This window comes from Lentzea sp. NPDC042327 (assembly GCF_040647275.1).
Lineage (GTDB): Bacteria > Actinomycetota > Actinomycetes > Mycobacteriales > Pseudonocardiaceae > Lentzea.
In genome coordinates, this window is the sequence record NZ_JBEZBX010000004.1 from 14,411 (window position 1) to 30,760 (window position 16,350).

The window sequence follows — 16,350 nt, forward strand, 5'->3', positions numbered from 1 at the left end:
TCCGATGCACGCCGACCAGGTCTGCGTCGTCGCCGCCGGTGTCGTGACGCCGGGTTGCGACGACGTCGAGGAGTTGTGGAGGCGCGCGCAGGACGGCCCTCTCGTGTTCGGGCCCTCCGCCCGGTTCCGCGGGCTCGAATCGTTGGCGCGGTTGACCCACAGCGACACGGGTGAGCCGTACGAGCTCCGGTTCGGCGAGGTTCCGACGGCGCTGGGGGACGACGTCGGCGACCTCCAGGTGTCCTGGCTGCGTCGTGCGCTGCATCAATGCGTCACGACCACATCGCCCGGTCCGACCGGCCGCACCGGTCTGTTCCTCGCTTCGTCCACGGACACGAGCTACGAGATGGACCTCGCGCTCGCCGCGGACGCCCTCGCCGCCCAGACCGCGGCACGGCTGCCGGGAGACCGGCGCGACGCGATCAGGCGGAAGCTCGCGCAAGCGGACCCCTGCGCGCACCGCGGACACACCGAGTTCCTCCCCCACCACCAGGCCGTCCGCGCCGCGAAGGGACTGCTCCCTCCAGACACGCACGTGCTCGTCTCCGACAACATCTGCCCGTCGGCGCTGTACTCGGTGGACCTCGGCGTCAGGCACCTGCTGGACGGCGAGGTGGACGTCGCGTTCTGCGGTGGCGTGAGCTCACACGGACCGTTGCGCCAGGTGTACTTCGGCGAGATGGGCACGCTGTCGCGCACGGGACAGCTGCGCGCCTTCGACGCGGCGGCGGACGGCACGGTGTTCTCCGAAGGCGCCGGCGTCGTCGCGCTCAAGCGGATGAGCGATGCCCTGCGGGACGGCGACACGGTGCTCGCGGTGCTCGCCGGGTTCGGCGCCGCGTGCGACGGCAAGAGCAAAGCGATCTTCGCACCGAGCCAGGAGGGCCAGACTCGCGCGATGACGCGGGCCGGGGACGTCAACGGCGTCACCGGCGCCGAGGTCTCGTGGATCATCGGGCACGGGACCGCGACCCTCGCAGGGGACGCGACGGAGTTGCGCTCCATCGCCGCCGCCCACGCCGGTGGCACGCCGTGGGTCACGGGGAACAAGGCGATGCTCGGCCACACCGGCATGGCCTGCGGGATCGTCTCGCTGATCCAGGCCGCGATCGGCCTGCACCGGTCGACGGTGCCCCGGCAGCCCAACCACGCGTCGCTGCCGGAGTACGCCCGCTCCCTTTCCGTCCGGGTGCCCTCGGCACCGGTGCCGCTGGCGGCGGAGGAACGGTCGTTCGTCGGGGTCTTCGCCTGTGGACTCGGTGGCATCAACGGACATCAGCTGCTCTGCCCGCCCGGGACGCAGACCCGTGCCGTGCGGTCCGCTCCGTCCGCGTCCTGCGACGAGCTGGTGCTGGTGCGGTGGAGCGCGTTGCTGCCGGGCAAGCCGGAGGACGAGTCGGTCGCGCACCGGCTGTCCCGAGGCGACGATCCCGCCGACACGACCCGGTTCGAGGCCCCGTACCCGCTTCCTCCGTTCGCGAGCTCGTTGATCGTGCCCAAGGTCGCGGCTCAGCTGGACATGAGTCAGCTGCTCGCGGCCGAGCTGGCGGGCCGGCTGGCCGGATCGGGGGACGACACACCGTGGTGGCAGGGACTTGCGGAACGCACGGGTGTCTTCGGCGCCCGGTACGGCGTCAGCAGGTCGGCTGTCGAGTCCACCGTGCGGTGCCTGGGTGACGGGCTTGCGGCGACGTTGGACGGCGAGGAGAAGGCGGCTGCGGAGCAGTACCTGCGAGAGCTCCGCGACCGCAGCCGGGCCATCGGCCCGTACAGCCTGGTCGGACGCATGTCGTCCATCGCACTCGGGTGGATCAGCAACCGGAGGAACCTGCGTGGGCCGACGATGATGGTCGACGCCGGAGGGGCGTCAGGGCTCGCCGCCGTGCACACCGCCGGCTGCTACCTGCGCCGGGGCGACATCGATCTCGCGCTGGTGATGGCGTGGAACACCGATGCCTTCGGCAGCACCGGCTCGGTCGTCAGCGAGGGCGGGGAGAGCGCCGAGGGTGCGTTCGCGGTGGCGCTCGCCCGTCCCGAAACCGCTGCCGCCCGTGGCTGGCGGGTGCTCGCACGCGTGCGAACCGAACTGACGCCCGCATCCGCGGCGGCACCGCCACGCCGAAGCACCAGCTACCTCGCCGCGGACGGGGTGCTCGACGTCATCCGGAGCGTCGTGCAGGACACCCTGCCCCAACGGTTCTCCGCGGAGTCCGGCCCGACCGTCCACGTGCTCCCACCGCTGCCATGACGGCCACGGACGCGGTGGAGACGACTGTGCGGCCGTACGACCTCCGCTTGGTGCCACGTCCCGCTGTGGCCCGCTTCCCCGAACGCGATCCGCTGCCCGCCGGAGCGCTGGTGCTCACCGACGACGCGGAGATCGCGGACCAGGTGCGCGCCATCGCGGCGCACGAGGTGACGGTCGTGCTCGTGCCGGACGCCGCGGCCACCTGGGACGAGGAGGCGGTGACGAACCTCGTCACCTCGGCGGGAACGGTCAGCGACCAGCTGTGCGTGATCACGTCCCTGCGCGGTGCCACGTGGCCCGACGCGCCACGTCCGGGTCTTCTCGCCCTGCAGGAGGCGACCTTCGTCGCGTTGAAACAGCGTGCCGACCCGGCTCACGAGAACTCGTCGGTCGCGCTCCTCGTGCTCGACCGTTTCGACGGCGGAACACCACATCCGCACTGCGCGCTGCTGACCGGGATGGCGAAGTCGGTCGCGTGGGAGCTGCCGGCGGCGCACGTGCTCGCCGTGGTCACCGACGACGTCGGCCTCGCTGCCGCGTTGGCACGGCTTCGCGCGGAGTCCGGGTGCGGCAGAGGCCTGCCCGTCGCCTACTACCGGACCGGATCGGCCCCGGCGGTCAGGTGGGAGGAACGACTTCTCCCGCTCGAAGAGCCGTCACCTGCCGTCGAGGACCCAGCCGTCACCGGCCCCGTCGTGGTCGCGGTGGGCGGCGCGCGTGGCATCACCGCACGGTGCTTGGAGGCGATGAACCCTCCGCCGTCGGTGCTGTGGCTGCTCGGCAGCACCGAACCGGACACCATGGCTGCTGAGTCCGCGGAGATCGGTGACCTGAGCAGCGCCGACTACGTGCGCAGGAGGCGCCACGAGGACCCAGATGCCCACATCGGTGGCCTGCGGGCGACCTACGACCGTTGTCGCAGGTCGCGGGAGGCGCGTGCGACCATCGCGGCCCTGCGCGACCGGATCGGGGCGGACCGGGTGCACTACCTGGGGTGCGACGTGACGGACCCCGCCGCGGTCCGGCGCGCGGCGGCGGTGATCGCCGCGACGACGCCCCGCATCGACCTGGTGCTGAACGGCGCGGGGATCAGCGGCGCCCGCAGGCTGAGGGCCAAGGACCTCTCGACGTTCCGGCGGGTGCGTGACACCAAGGTCATGGGCTACCACAACCTCAGGGCGGCGTTCCGCGACCCCGCACCGCTCGCGTGGTGCCACTTCAGCTCCGTCGCCGGTGCGTTCGGCCTGCCCGGCGAGATCGACTACGGACCGGCCAACGACGTGCTCAACGCGGCCGCCCGGTACGAGTCCGGCCGCAGCTCGGGCGCCGAGTGCGCGATCGGCTGGAGCCTGTGGGGTGAGTCCGGGCTGGGGCCACGAAGCGGTTTCACCGACTACACGGCGAAGACCGGGCAGCTCGGCCTGATCAGCGACGCCGAGGGACAGCGGATCTTCACCACGCTGGTGCCGGCGAACCACCTCGGGCGGCACGCGGCACCGGTCCTGCTGGGCGAAGCGGAGTGGCGGCTGGCGGGATCGCGGTTCCCCGGCCTCGTGGGCGACGGCGCCGGACTCCCCTACGTGGGCAGCCCGTCCCACACCGACCGGGACGACACCGTCTGGCGACTTGACCTCTCGCGGCACGACCACCTGCGGGGCCACGTGCGGCAGTCGCGCGCGCTCGTGCCGGGTGCGCTCGTGCTGGAGCTCGCGGCCGCCGTCACCGGCCACCTCACCGGCGGCGCTGTCGTGGACAGGTTCCTGGACGTCCGCTTCGAGGCTCCCATCGCCGTCGACCCCCAGGTTGCGGAGTACACCCTGGCCGCGTCGTTCACGCCCGCGGGTCCGGATGCCGGCGTCGTGCGCGTCACCGTCCGATCGCACCTCAGGGCCGGACACCGCAGCCGCCGTGTCCACCACGTCGAGGTTCTGGTTCCGGTCGGCGGCACCACCGACAGCACCGTCACGCCTGCCCGGCCCCGTCAGCTCAGCGTCCGGCGCGCGCCGGCGACGATGTCCATGTCGGGCCTGTTCGACCAGGTTCGCGACCTCAGGTTCACGACCGGCACGACCTCGGCTCGCTGGGAACCCCCGCTCCCGGACGGCGAGTTCTTCGCCGCGCACCGGACACCGTGGCTGCTCGTCGACGCCCTGTTGCAGACCGCCTGCGCCATCGACACCCCGCACCGGTACGCGACGCCCCACTCGATCGCCGAGCTGAGGCTGCACACCGGGCACAACGACCTCGCGTTGGCAGCACAGGCGAAGAACGGCATCCACCTGCACGTGACACATGTGGACGGTGTCGCCGACGGCATCGCCGGCACGGCCGACGGCAGTCCACTCGTGACACTGTCCGGACTCGTGCTGAGCGGACGGGACGGCATGCCGTGACCAGTCCTCACGACGTGCTGCTGCGGCTGCTGTCCCCCGAGGGGCGGACCGCGCCCTACCGCCACTACCGCGAGCTGGTCGAACACTGGCCGGTGCTGCCGATCACCCCTCAGCGCCTGCTCGTCACCGGCTACCGGGAGTGCGCGGACGTCCTGGTGAACCCAAAGCTCTTCCCCGTACCCGACCGCCACTACGCCGACCGGCTGTGGCCCACCTGGTACACGGTCCCGTCGACCGATCTGCTCTACCGCAGCCTGCTCTTCCGCAACGCACCCGACAACCAACCCGCCCGCCGCCTCATCGCGCGCTTCTTCGCCCCCGACCAGGTCGAGCGGATGCGCCCGATGATCACGCGGCACGCCGGCGCCGGCACAGCGCCGTTCGGCGAGGGCGACGGCCTGGTGGACGCCGCCCGGTCGTTCACGACCATCCCCGACTCCGTGATGGGCGAACTGCTCGGTCTGCCGCGGCACGACGGCGAACGAGTGGCCGGCTGGCTCGACAGGTTCCTGGAACGCAACGAGATGCACCCGCCGGACAAGGCGCTCGCAGCCGCCGAAGAGGCATCGTCACACCTCGTCGACCACATCACGAACACGGTCCTGGCGAAGCGGGGAAGCGAAGCTCCGCTCGTCCGTTCGCTCAGGGAGCACAGCCAGATCGACGAGCGGGACCTCGTCAGCAACCTGGTGTTCCTGCTCGGCGCGGGCACCGCGACCACCGCGTCGCTGCTCGGCAGCGGCCTGCGTCAGCTCGCGGCGCACAACGACCTGTTGCCGGGTCTGCGCGACGACGACGCACTGCTGAGGTCGTTCGTCCTGGAGGCACTGCGGTACGACCCTCCTGTCCAGTACGGCGTCAGGGTCGCGGCGCAGGACACCGAACTGGCCGGTGTCCCCGTCGCCCGCGACAGCGTGGTGCTCGTGTGCTTCGGTGCGCTCGGCCGGGATCCCGGCAGGTTCGGCGATCCGGACTCGTTCGTGGCGGACCGGTTCCTCACGCCGGACACCGGGCCACGCGACGTCCTGTCGTTCGGGCTGGGCGCGCACCGGTGCGCTGGAGCCGAGTTGGGGCTCGTGACCGCTGAGGTCGCGTTCCGGCAGCTGGCGCTGCGGGTGGACGCGATCAGGGAGGCCGAGCAGCCCCAGCGCCAAGCGCGTGCCGTGGTCCGCCGGCACACCCGGCTCGTCGTCGACGTCACCCGGCGGTGAGCCGTGCAGCCGATCCCCGCCGAGACGTCCTCGGCGGTCATGCCGCCAGCTCGCGCTCCAGCGGAGTGCGCATCCGCGGTGTCACCCGGACCCCGCCCAGCCAGGTCGCACAGCGGCCGGCTGCCTCCTCCACCAGCTCCCGTTCGTCCGACGACACGTCTTCCAGCAGCCGGTGCACGACCTCGCCGCTCGCGCGCTGCGCCCAGCCGCCCACGACGCGGCCGTTCACCCAGACCGTCGGGCCGATGTTGCCCGCGCGGTCGAACAGCGCCGCCCGGTGCTCACCCAGGAACCAGTCGCGGTCCTGCCAGCCCATCGACGTCGGGTCCATGCTCGGCAACAACGCCGCCCACGGCTCCGGCACGGGCACCGGTTCCAGGTCGTCGGCCAGCACCAGCCCCGGCACGCCCGCCAGATCGACCTCCGCCGTCGCCACCCCGGCCAGGGCGCTCCTGGTCTGGCTGACCGTCCAGCCCGTCCACCACCGCAGGTCCGACACCGGCGCCGGACCGTACGCGCGCAACCACAACCGTGCCAGCTCCGTCCGCGCCGCGTCGGGCTCCCACGACCGCAGGCCGTCCGGAACCCAGTCCCGCAAGGGGTGCCAGACGTACTGCGTGCTCAGCCACGTGCCGCGTGGACGGCCGCGGACGATCCGGCCGTCCGCCGCCAGCTGGAACAACACCCGGCTGGTGACGTTGCCGATCGCCTCGTACGGCTTGCCCTCGAACATCCGCAGTTGCTGGCGCAGCCGTGGCTCCTCGTCGGCCAGCTGCGTCGCTGTCGCCGACCCGAGCCTGTGCAGAGCGGCCTCGACGGCGGTTTCGACCTCGGTCAGCCACGTCGCCGGTTCCGGCACGTTCTCCGGGTGTCCCTGCTGCCCGAGTTCTCTCTCCAGCAGCCGCCGTTGCTTCGTCGCGACGTCGGCGGAACAACCGTGCTGCACCAGAGCCGCGGTGTCGAGGTCTGTCACGAACATCGTGCGGCGCATCCCGAGCAGCCGCAAGCAGATGCGCTCCTGGTACAGCGCGTGCTCAACCTCCGCCACGGCCGGGCGCATGAGCCGTGCGGCCGCTGAGAGGTACACCGTCGCGGGGTCGGTGGCGTGCAGCGCGACGACGCCCTCGATGACCTCTTGGACTGTGGTCGCGGCCGTGGCCAGGTGGTGGCGGACACCGAGACGAGCCCGGCGTTGTCCGACGTCGACCTTCACTGCGGAGACCGTTGCCGTGCGGCGCGGGTGGCAACAGGGCGACGGCGGAGATGAGGGTGAGCGACTGGCGGGGTGACGTAGGCGACGTCCATGGGCCCCACATCCGTGCCCGGCGGCACGATCTCGTCGATGCGGTCGAGCACGTCGTCGCCGAGCAGGGTGTCGGCTCCCGCGATCAGGTCGTCGAGCTGGTCCAGGGTGCGCGGGCCGATGATCGCGGACGTGACCGCGGGGTGGGCGGTCACGAAGGCCAGTGCGAGGTGGGGCAACGACACCCCGGCCTCCTCCGCGACCTGTGCGAGTGCTTCGACGGCGTCGAGCTTGCGTTCGTCGGTCAGGTGCTTCCCGGCCCAGTGCAGGCGGCCGGCCGAGGCGGTCTCGGCGCTGCCCTTGCGCAGACGGCCTCCGAGCAGGCCCATCGCCAGCGGGCTCCACACCACGACGCCCAGTCCGTAGCGCTCGCACACCGGGAGCACCTCGCGTTCGATCCCGCGGTTGAGGATCGAGTAGTGCGGCTGCTCCGAGCGGAAGCGGGCCAGCCCGCGCCGCTCGGCCACCCACTGGGCCTCGACGATCTCCGCGGCGGGCAGGTTGGAGTGCCCGATGGCGCGGACCTTGCCCGCTCGCAGCAGGTCGGTCAGCGCGGCGAGCGTCTCCTCGACGTCGGTGCCGGGTTCGGGGTGGTGGACCTGGTAGAGGTCGATGTGGTCGACCCCGAGGCGGCGCAGCGATCCTTCGACGGCGGAGACGATCCAGCGGCGGGAGCTGCCGCGCTGGTTGGGGTCGGTGCCCATGGCGCCGTTGAACTTGGTGGCCAGCACGACCTCGTCGCGGCGGCCGCGCAGGGCCTTCCCGAGGATCGTCTCCGACTCCCCGTCGGGGCCGTAGACGTCGGCGGTGTCGACGACGTTGATGCCGGCGTCAAGGGCGCGGTGCACGATGCGGACGCACTCGTCCTGGTCCGGGTTGCCGTACGAGTTGAGCAGCATCGTGCCCAGCGCGTAGGGACTGACCTGGATGCCGGTGCGGCCGAGCGGACGGGTTCGCATGACTGTTCTCCTGCGTTGACTGCGAGTGGACTTCGTCCGCGGACGCTTCCGATGACAAGGGCACTGTGTCGCAAGTACCGGTCAGCGTTCGTCCTCTACTCGTGCCCACCGGCATGTCAACGGCGGTGATCCGCCGGAGGTGGGTCAGCTCGACATCATCCGCATCGCGTTCTCGACCACGGCCGCGGGAGCGGAGTCCACCGAACCCGCGTCGTAGGGCGGCTCCGGCGCGTACTCGATGATGAGCTGCACCGTCTGCGCCACGTCGTCGCCCGCGATCAGACCGGCCAGGGTCAACGCCATGTCGATGCCGGCGGACACGCCGGCCGCGGTCGCGTAGTGACCGTCGACGACCACCCGCTCCTTCGAAGGAGTCACACCGAACTCGGCGAGCTGGTCGAGCCCGCCCCAGTGGGTCGTTGCCCTGCGTCCGCCGAGCAGTCCGGCACCCGCGAGCAGGAAGGTGCCGGTGCAGACGGCCGTCGTCCACCTGCTCGTCCGGTCGGTCGTGCGCAGCCACTCCAGCAAGGCGTGGTTGGACATCTGCTCCACCTGGCCCGGGCCTCCGCCGACGAGAACGACGTCGGGTGCCGTGACATCGGCCAGGGTGGCGACGACGTCGATCGACAGGCTCTTCAGGTCGTTGACCACCAGGCCCGGCTTCTCGGCCACGAAGACGACCTCGGTGTCGGGAAGGCGGCCAAGGACCTCGTAGGGCCCGAGGACGTCCAAGGAGGTGAAGCCGGGGTAGAGCACGATGGCGACCTGCATGTCGGGACCCTTCAGTCAGACGATGTGGGCAACGGTAGGTCCGGTCGGTCGCCGTGCCCATGTCGTGCACCCCAACGAATCTGCCATCCGTCCCGGATCAGGCCCGGCTGCGCCGGTACTCCGTGGGCGACACGCCGAGCTCGCGCAGGAACGCGCGGCGCATCCCTTCCTGCGTCCCGTACCCGCACCGGCGCGCGATCCGCAGCACCCCTTCCCCGGTGTCCGCCAGCATGCGTTGCGCGGCCTCCAGCCGGATGAGGTCCACGAAGCGGCCCGGTGTCACGCCGGCCTGCTCGGCGAACGCGCGAGCGAACTGACGTGGCGACAGCCCGGCCCTGCCCGCCAGCGCCGGAACGGACAGGTCCGCCGCGAGGTTCGCGGTGGCCCAGTGCTGGACGTCCCGAAGCGGGTCGGAGTACGCGGCCTGGGCCGACAGCTGCGCGCTGAACTGGGCCTGGTTCCCCGGCCTGCGCAGGAACACCACCAGCAGACGGGCGATCTCGTGGGCCACCGCGCGGCCGAAGTCCTCCTCGACCAGGGCGATGGCGAGGTCCACACCCGCGGTGACACCGGCCGACGTGTAGAACGGGCCGTCCTGGACGAAGATCGGTTCGGTCTCCACCCGCACCCGCGGGTGCTTGTCGGCGAGGTGACTGCAGGACTCCCAGTGCGTCGTGGCCCGTCTCCCGTCCAGGAGACCGGCCTCGGCCAGGAGCCACGCCCCCGTGCACACCGACACCACTCGTCGCGAACCGGGAGCCCGCTCACGCAGCCACGCGACGAGCCGCTCGTCGACGTCCCCCACGCCGGGACCGCCCGGCACCAGGAGCAGGTCCGGGGTGTCGGCAGCGGCGAGGTCGAGGTCCGGGACCACCCGCAGGCCGCCGGCCGCGCGGATCGTTCCGCCGCCCAGTGAGGCCGTGCGAACGACGTAGGGCGGGGTGTCCGCTGTTCCGACGCAACGCGCTGCCAACGAGAACACGTCCAGAGGACCCGCGACGTCAAGGGGTTGCACGCCGTCGAACAGGACGACGAGCACCGAGTGGGTGCGTGTTGGGGCAACGCCGCGACGATCGTCCATCACACCGCCGAGGCTACCGAGGACAGGTTCAGCCTCGGCGGGACGTGGCCCACCCCGCCGATCGGCGGGGTCAGGTCCAGCCGGGTAGCGGGGTGTTCCGGACGTCCGGCAGCTGTGCACGGTCCGACGGGCTCACGAAGCTGGGACACGGCAACAGGTTCGACCCGTTCGTCCCAGGAGGAGAGCTTCTCATGTTCAATCGGATGCTGAGCGCCTTCGGCATCGGTGGCCCGTCCGTCGACACCGTGCTGGACTCGCCGCACGCCGTGCCCGGTCAGCCCGTCACCGGGCAGGTGCGCATCCAGGGCGGCAGTGCCGACGCCGACATCGGCCAGGTCGTGCTGTCGCTGGTGGCGCAGGTCGAGCGGGGTGGGTTCGCCTTCGCCCGCGACGACGAGCACGGTGGCGCGGAGTTCTTCCGGGCGGTGGTGCAGCAGGGTGTGCGGGTGCCCGCGGGCCAGCTGGTGGCGGTGCCCTTCCAGCTGGAGCTGCCGTGGGAGACGCCGATCACCGCGGTCGGTGGTGCGGCGCTGCCCGGGATGGGAGTGGGGCTGCGGACCGAGCTCGTCGTCGCGGGTGCGCCCGACAAGGGTGATCTCGACCCGGTCCTGGTCGGTCCGCTGCCGTCGCAGAACAAGGTGCTGGACGCGGTCGGGCAGCTCGGGTTCTCGTTCCGCGGTGCGGGTGTGGAGAACGGGCGGTTGCCCGGTGTGCCGCACGAGCTCGGCTTCTACCAGGAGCTGGAGTTCTTCCCGCCGGGGCGGTTCGCGGGCCGGGTGAGCCAGGTCGAGCTGACCTTCGTCGCCACCGCGCACGAGCTGCACGTGGTGCTCGAAGCCGACCGGCGGCGGGGCGGGTTCTCGATCGGCGGCGACACCTCCGGGCACCTGCGGGTCTCCCACCAGGAAGCGCTGGTCACCGACTGGGCGGCCGCGATCAGCGGCTGGTTGGCGCAGGTCGCCGAGCGCGGGGCGAACCCGGCGTTCGGTGGTGGCGCCCAGAACCCCGCCTTCGGTGGTGCGCAGAACCCCGCGTTCAGCGGGCAACCTGGGCACCACCCCGCCTTCGGCACCCCGGCCGGGTACGGCGGGCAGCAGGGCTACCGCGGCCGTGGTCACGACGACGACCACCACTACCACCAGCAGGACCAGCGGCGCGGAGCCGGCATGGGCGGCATGCTCGCCGCCGGTGCCGCCGGTGCCGCGGGCGGTGTGCTCGGCGGCATGGCGTTGAGCGGCATGGCCGAGGAGTTCTTCGGCGACGACGACGAGGGATGACCGTCCACTGCGGACGGTTCCGGTCGGCCGGGCGGTTCCGGTCGACCGGCGGGGTGCGCACCGCGACCTGACGGGTGGTCCGCCACCGGGCCGCACCGAAAAGGTGGCTGTGTGAAACAGCTGCCACCACAGGACATCTCCACCGCCCACCAGCCCGGCACACCGGTCACACCCTCGACGGCACGGCTGGTCGGGGTGGACCTGGCCCGCGCACTGGCCGTCTTCGGCATGTACGTCGTGCACCTCGGCCCGGCCGCGGACGCCACGTCCGGCATCGGTATCTGGGTGCGCCACCTGGCAGAGGGCCGGTCCTCGGCGCTGTTCGCCACCCTGGCCGGGTTCTCGCTGGTGCTGCTCGCCGGTCGCCTGGAACCCAGGACCGGTGTGGCCGGACGGCAGGCCAAGGCCCGCATCGCGATCAGGGCCGTGGTCCTGCTGGCGCTGGGCACGGTGATGGCCACCGTCTACGGCGGCGTGGTGATCCTCGCCTTCTACGGCCTCTACTTCCTGCTCGCCCTTCCGCTGGTGCGGTTGCGCGCCCGCACGCTCGCGATCACCGCGGCCGCGCTCGCCGTCGTCCTGCCGCCGCTGGCGCTGGGGCTCCGGTCGCTGCTGAGCGATCCAATCTCGGCCGCGCTCAAGGCCCACGACCCGCTCGACCGCGTCGGTGGTGTCGGGGTGCTCGACCTCCTGCTCACCGGCTTCTACCCGGCGCTCCCCTGGATGGCGTTCGTCGTCTCCGGCATGGCGCTGGGCCGGCTGGACCTGTCCTCGGGCACCGTGCGGCGCCGGCTGGCCGTGTTCGGTCCCGCCCTGGCCGTGTTCGCCTACGGCACCTCCTGGCTGATGTCGCAGCTGTTCGAGGGCGTCCGGTCGGCTGCGGAGGTGCAGCGTCCCTCTGTCGCCGGGAAGGCGGGACCGGAGGACCTCGGCGCTGACGCCGTCGGGTCGGCGTGGTCGTTGCTCACGGCAGGTCCGCACAGCGGCATGCCGCTCGACGTCATCGGCTGCGTCGGAGTCGCGATCACCGTGGTCATCGGCGCGACCGTGCTGCTCGACCGCCTGCCGCTGCTGCGCCGCCTGGCCACGCCGGTCATCGCGGTCGGGACGATGTCGCTGACCGCCTACGTCGGGCACTTCGTCCTGTCGCCACAACTGGCCGGGGCATCGGGAAGCACCGGCGCCGAGTCCCCGGCGTCCTGGGTGCCGGTGCTCGTGTTCGTCGTCGGCGTCACGGTGTTCGCCGGCGTCTGGTCGCGGTTCTTCCGCAGGGGACCGCTGGAGCACCTGCTCCACCTCGCCACCACACCGGCGAAGCACGTCCGCTGAGCCGGCTCCCCCGAACCGACTTCCCTGCGCCGGCTCCCCTCCGCCGACCGGCTGGTCGCGCCCGCCGGTCGGCGGAGGGGTCCGGCCGGTCCCCGGATGGCGCGCTCGCACGACTCCTGGGGACACTGCACGGACAGTATCCACAAAGGAGCGGTGCATGATCCGGGTGGTCGTCGTGGACGACGAGGAGCTGGTGCGGACGGGGTTCCGCCTCATCCTGCAGGCGGCGGGGGACATCGAGGTGGTCGCGACCACGACCGGCGCGCAGGCGGTGCGGGAGATCGGCCTGCGGAAGCCGGACGTCGTGCTGCTCGACATCCGGATGCCGGACGTCGACGGCCTCACGGTCCTGCGCCAGTTGCAGGGCCTCAAGCCGCCGCCGGTGGTGGCGATGCTCACGACGTTCGACTCCGACGAGTACATCGCCACGGCGTTGCGGACCGGTGCGGCCGGGTTCGTGCTCAAGGACACCGGGCCCGAGCAGCTGGCCCAGATGGTCCGCACGCTCGCCTGCGGCGGTGTGGTCCTGTCCCCCAAGGTGACCCGCACGGTCGTCGACGGGTACCTGGGCTCCGGTTCGGGCTCGCCGGCCTCCGAGCAGGTCGGTCTGCTCACCGAACGCGAACGCGCGGTGCTCGTGCTGATCGCCGAGGGGCTGTCCAACACCGACATCGGCGCGCAGCTCCACCTCAGCGTCGGCACGGTGAAGGACCACGTCAGCGCCATCCTCACGAAGCTGCGCGTGGGCAGCAGGGTGCAGGCGGCCCTGGTGGCGCAGCGCGCCGGCCTGCTCGACGGGACCGAGCGGTGAGCCGCCGCCCGCCCCGGTGGCTGGTCGACGCGGCGGCGCTCGCACTCGCGGTGGCCGAGGGGGTGCTCACCATGGTCAGCGAGGAGGACCCGGGCGGGATCGTCACCATCGCGGTCGCCGTCGCCGCTCTCCTGCTCGTCCACCGCGTCCCGGTGCCCGCCTTCCTGGCGACGCTGCCGGCGGTGCTCTTCCCCGGAGCGATCGTCCCCACGATCATCGCGCTGTACGTGGTCTCGAGCCGCTACCGCGACTGGTGGCTGCTCGCGGGGTGCTGGCTGCTCGCCGCGGCCGGTTTCGCGTTCCCCATGTCGGAGTTCGCTCCGACCATCTGGGACACCTACACCCTGCTCGGCGTCATCTACGCCACGATGACCGCGTTCGCACCGGTCCTGCTCGGCCAGTTCCTGCGGTCCCGGCACGAGCTGGCGCTGCGGCTGGAGGAGGTCAAGGAAGCCCGCGAGCACGAGCGGCGGCTCGACGCCGAGGCGATCCTGGCCCGCGAACGCAACCAGCTCGCCCGCGAGATGCACGACGTGGTGTCCCACCAGGTCAGCCTGATCGCGGTGCAGGCCGGGGCGCTCCAGGTCAGCACCCCCGACCCGGAGGCGAGGAAGGCCGCCGAGAACGTGCGCCTGCTGTCGGTGAACACGCTCGACGAGCTGCGGCACATGGTGAACCTGCTGCGGGCCTCCGGCACCCCGGCCACCGAGCTCACCCCGCAGCCCACGCTGACCGACCTGGAGCGCCTCATCGCGAACAGCGCGATCGACGCCCGCATGGTCGGCACCGCACCCGAGGGCCTCGAACCGCCGGTGCAGCGCGCCATCTACCGCACCATCCAGGAAGCGCTGACCAACGTGCGCAAGCACGCGCCCGGCGCCGGTGCCACCGTCGAGATCAGCCACGACGACACCGACCTCACCGTGACCGTCACCAACACCCCGCCCACGCGGCCGCACCTCGCGCTGCCCAGCGCACGGCACGGCCTGGTCGGGCTGCGGGAGCGCGCCGCCCTGCTGGACGGCACGCTCCACACCGGCCCCACCGCCGACGGCGGCTTCCGGCTGCGGCTGAGCCTGCCGGTCACCGCCCGCGGCTGAGCCTGCCGCCGGCTCAGCCGCTGAGCAGCTGCGTGGTGGCGAACTCCGCGTACAGCGGATCTTGACCGACCAGCTCGTCGTGGGTGCCGGTGGCCCGCACCGTTCCGCCGTCCAGCACGACGATCCGGTCGGCCTGGGTCACCGTCGACAGCCGGTGCGCCACCACGAGCACCGTCGTGGTCTTCGCGACGGCGGTGACCACGTCCCTGATCGCCATCTCGTTCGCGGCGTCGAGCTGCGAGGTGATCTCGTCGAGCAGCAGCAACCGCGGCCGGGTGATCAGCGCGCGAGCGAGCGCGACCCGTTGCCGTTCACCGCCGGACAGGAAGGTGCCGCGGTGCCCGACCGGGGTGTCGAGCCCGTCCGGCAACCGCTCGACGAGCGCGTCGAGGCGGGTGTGCGCGACCACGTCGCGGATCTCCTGCTCGGTCGCGTCCTGGCGGCCGTAGACGATGTTCTCGCGCAACGACCCGGACAGCAGCGGTGCGTCCTGCTCGACGTACCCGATGCCCGCGCGCAGCTCGGCGAGGTCCCAGTCCACGAGGTCGCGGCCGTCGAGGCGGATGCGGCCGGAGTCCGGCTCGTAGAACCTCTCGATCAACGCGAACAGCGTGGACTTCCCGGCACCGGACGGGCCGACGAACGCGGTCAGGCCCACCGGCGGAACCTCGACGTCCACGCCGCGCAGGACCTCCGGCAGGTCCGGGCCGTACCGGAACCGCACGCCGGAGAAGCTCACGCGGGCCGCACCCGGTGCCGCGGCGGTGGTGCCCGTGCCGACCGGTTCGGTCTGCAGCTGCTCGACCTCGCCCAGCCTGCGCACCGCGGCGAGTCCGATCTGCAGCTTGCTGCCGGCGTGCAGCAGCTGCCCGATCGGCTCTTCGAGGAAGAACAGGAACAGCAGGAAGGCCACCAGGGTGGACAGCGGGATCGCCCCGGTCGCGACGCGAGCACCACCGACACCGAGCACGGCGAGGAACGACGCCTGCACCGCAAGGCCGTTGAAGCCGTGCACCAGCGCCTCCCACCGCGCCGACCGCACACCGGCACGCCACGCGTCCTGCGCACCCCGCTCGATGGCGGCGAGCTCCACGGCCTCGGTACCCGCGGCCTTCACGGTCCGGAAAGCCCCGAGCACGCGCTCCAGCCGCGCGCCCGTCTCCCCGACAGCGCTCTGAGCGGCGTGGGAGGCCTTCTCGATCATCGGCATCCCGGCGAGGGCGAGCAGCCCCACCACGGCGAGCACGGCCAGGGTGATGCCGAGCAGGACGAGGTCCATCACCCCCATCATCACGACCATCACGACGGTCGTCGCCGACCCCGTGACGAGCCCGACCAGAGCGTGGGTGCAGACCTCGCGCAGCAACGTCGTGTCGCCGGTGAACCGGGACAGCAGGTCACCGGGCTCGGCTCGCTGCACCGCGGGCACCCGCAACGACAGCAACCGCGCGGCCAGCCGTTTCCTGGCCCCGAGCACGACCGACTCCGCGGCACGTTCGAGCAGGTAACCGCCGGCCATCGCGATCACGGCACCGGCCAGCGCGATGCCGACGAGCAACGCCAGCAGCCCGGCAACCCCCTCCCCCGAGCCCAGCCGGTCCACCAGCGCTTTGGCCGCCAACGGCAGCGCGGCGGCGGCGAGACCGCTCAGCAGGACGAGGAACCCTCCACAGAGGATGGTGCGCCGCTGTGGTTCGGCATACCCCAGGAGGGTTCGCCAGGTCGTGCGGTCGATCAGGGTGCGCACGGTGACACGACTCCGTTTGTTGTGGCTGTGTGGGTGGTCCGGGCAGGCGGAAGCGCCACCGCGGACCGGCTCCACCATCGTCACGCCCCGGTGCACCGTGCGGCACCGGTGACGCGGCTG

Annotated in this window: 12 protein-coding genes; 7 read left to right on the forward strand and 5 right to left on the reverse strand. The window is 72.1% G+C overall.

Annotated features, from left to right (window positions below):
- The first annotated feature begins 4 nt into the window (after positions 1-4).
- The 3 genes from AB0A63_RS11115 to AB0A63_RS11125 are packed head-to-tail and all read left to right on the forward strand — an operon-like array spanning position 5 to position 5,852.
- Positions 5-2,248, forward strand: coding sequence for a beta-ketoacyl synthase N-terminal-like domain-containing protein (locus AB0A63_RS11115; protein WP_360388431.1), 2,244 nt, complete (start codon positions 5-7; stop codon positions 2,246-2,248).
- Positions 2,245-4,641, forward strand: coding sequence for an SDR family NAD(P)-dependent oxidoreductase (locus tag AB0A63_RS11120; protein ID WP_360388433.1), 2,397 nt, complete (start codon positions 2,245-2,247; stop codon positions 4,639-4,641). The genes AB0A63_RS11115 and AB0A63_RS11120 overlap by 4 nt, the downstream gene beginning before the upstream one ends.
- Positions 4,638-5,852 carry a cytochrome P450 gene (locus AB0A63_RS11125; RefSeq protein ID WP_360388436.1) on the forward strand — a complete coding sequence of 405 codons (1,215 nt, stop codon included), beginning with the start codon at positions 4,638-4,640 and terminating at the stop codon, positions 5,850-5,852. The genes AB0A63_RS11120 and AB0A63_RS11125 overlap by 4 nt, the downstream gene beginning before the upstream one ends.
- Positions 5,853-5,889: 37 nt before the next feature.
- Here AB0A63_RS11125 and AB0A63_RS11130 read toward each other — a convergent pair whose 3' ends face one another.
- From AB0A63_RS11130 to AB0A63_RS11145, 4 genes are all read right to left on the reverse strand, one after another.
- Positions 5,890-7,065, reverse strand: coding sequence for a winged helix DNA-binding domain-containing protein (locus AB0A63_RS11130; protein ID WP_360388439.1), 1,176 nt, complete (start codon positions 7,063-7,065; stop codon positions 5,890-5,892).
- On the reverse strand, positions 7,062-8,114 hold the full coding sequence (locus AB0A63_RS11135; protein ID WP_360388442.1) for an aldo/keto reductase: 1,053 nt from the start codon (positions 8,112-8,114) through the stop codon (positions 7,062-7,064). The genes AB0A63_RS11130 and AB0A63_RS11135 overlap by 4 nt, the downstream gene beginning before the upstream one ends.
- A 144-nt stretch (positions 8,115-8,258) precedes the next feature.
- Positions 8,259-8,885, reverse strand: a complete 627-nt coding sequence (locus tag AB0A63_RS11140; protein ID WP_360388445.1) for a DJ-1/PfpI family protein — start codon at positions 8,883-8,885, stop codon at positions 8,259-8,261.
- 97 nt (positions 8,886-8,982) lie between these two features.
- A complete protein-coding gene (locus AB0A63_RS11145; RefSeq protein ID WP_360389840.1) occupies positions 8,983-9,966 on the reverse strand; it encodes a GlxA family transcriptional regulator in 984 nt (327 codons plus the stop codon).
- Between the two features lie 191 nt (positions 9,967-10,157).
- Here AB0A63_RS11145 and AB0A63_RS11150 point away from each other — a divergent pair, with 191 nt between their 5' ends.
- The 4 genes from AB0A63_RS11150 to AB0A63_RS11165 all read left to right on the forward strand — a co-directional run bounded on the left by AB0A63_RS11150 (position 10,158) and on the right by AB0A63_RS11165 (position 14,483).
- Positions 10,158-11,243, forward strand: a complete 1,086-nt coding sequence (locus AB0A63_RS11150; RefSeq protein WP_360388448.1) for a sporulation protein — start codon at positions 10,158-10,160, stop codon at positions 11,241-11,243.
- A gap of 111 nt (positions 11,244-11,354) precedes the next feature.
- Complete coding sequence (locus tag AB0A63_RS11155) at positions 11,355-12,572, forward strand: heparan-alpha-glucosaminide N-acetyltransferase domain-containing protein (RefSeq protein ID WP_360388451.1); 1,218 nt, start codon at positions 11,355-11,357, stop codon at positions 12,570-12,572.
- 157 nt (positions 12,573-12,729) lie between these two features.
- Positions 12,730-13,383 (forward strand): response regulator transcription factor, encoded by a 654-nt coding sequence (locus AB0A63_RS11160; protein WP_360388454.1) that lies wholly within the window; start codon positions 12,730-12,732, stop codon positions 13,381-13,383.
- Positions 13,380-14,483, forward strand: coding sequence for a histidine kinase (locus tag AB0A63_RS11165; RefSeq protein WP_360388457.1), 1,104 nt, complete (start codon positions 13,380-13,382; stop codon positions 14,481-14,483). The genes AB0A63_RS11160 and AB0A63_RS11165 overlap by 4 nt, the downstream gene beginning before the upstream one ends.
- Before the next feature lie 13 nt (positions 14,484-14,496).
- Here AB0A63_RS11165 and AB0A63_RS11170 read toward each other — a convergent pair whose 3' ends face one another.
- A complete protein-coding gene (locus AB0A63_RS11170; protein WP_360388460.1) occupies positions 14,497-16,230 on the reverse strand; it encodes an ABC transporter ATP-binding protein in 1,734 nt (577 codons plus the stop codon).
- Positions 16,231-16,350: the final 120 nt, after the last annotated feature.

Excerpts from the sequence above, each read along its gene's own strand:
- AB0A63_RS11115 (WP_360388431.1), top strand. The coding sequence starts at position 5 with ATGCACGCCGACCAGGTCTGCGTCGTCGCCGCCGGTGTCGTGACGCCG.
- AB0A63_RS11120 (WP_360388433.1), top strand. The coding sequence starts at position 2,245 with ATGACGGCCACGGACGCGGTGGAGACGACTGTGCGGCCGTACGACCTC.
- AB0A63_RS11135 (WP_360388442.1), bottom strand. The coding sequence starts at position 8,114 with ATGCGAACCCGTCCGCTCGGCCGCACCGGCATCCAGGTCAGTCCCTAC.
- AB0A63_RS11140 (WP_360388445.1), bottom strand. The coding sequence starts at position 8,885 with ATGCAGGTCGCCATCGTGCTCTACCCCGGCTTCACCTCCTTGGACGTC.
- AB0A63_RS11145 (WP_360389840.1), bottom strand. The coding sequence starts at position 9,966 with ATGGACGATCGTCGCGGCGTTGCCCCAACACGCACCCACTCGGTGCTC.
- AB0A63_RS11150 (WP_360388448.1), top strand. The coding sequence starts at position 10,158 with ATGTTCAATCGGATGCTGAGCGCCTTCGGCATCGGTGGCCCGTCCGTC.
- AB0A63_RS11160 (WP_360388454.1), top strand. The coding sequence starts at position 12,730 with ATGATCCGGGTGGTCGTCGTGGACGACGAGGAGCTGGTGCGGACGGGG.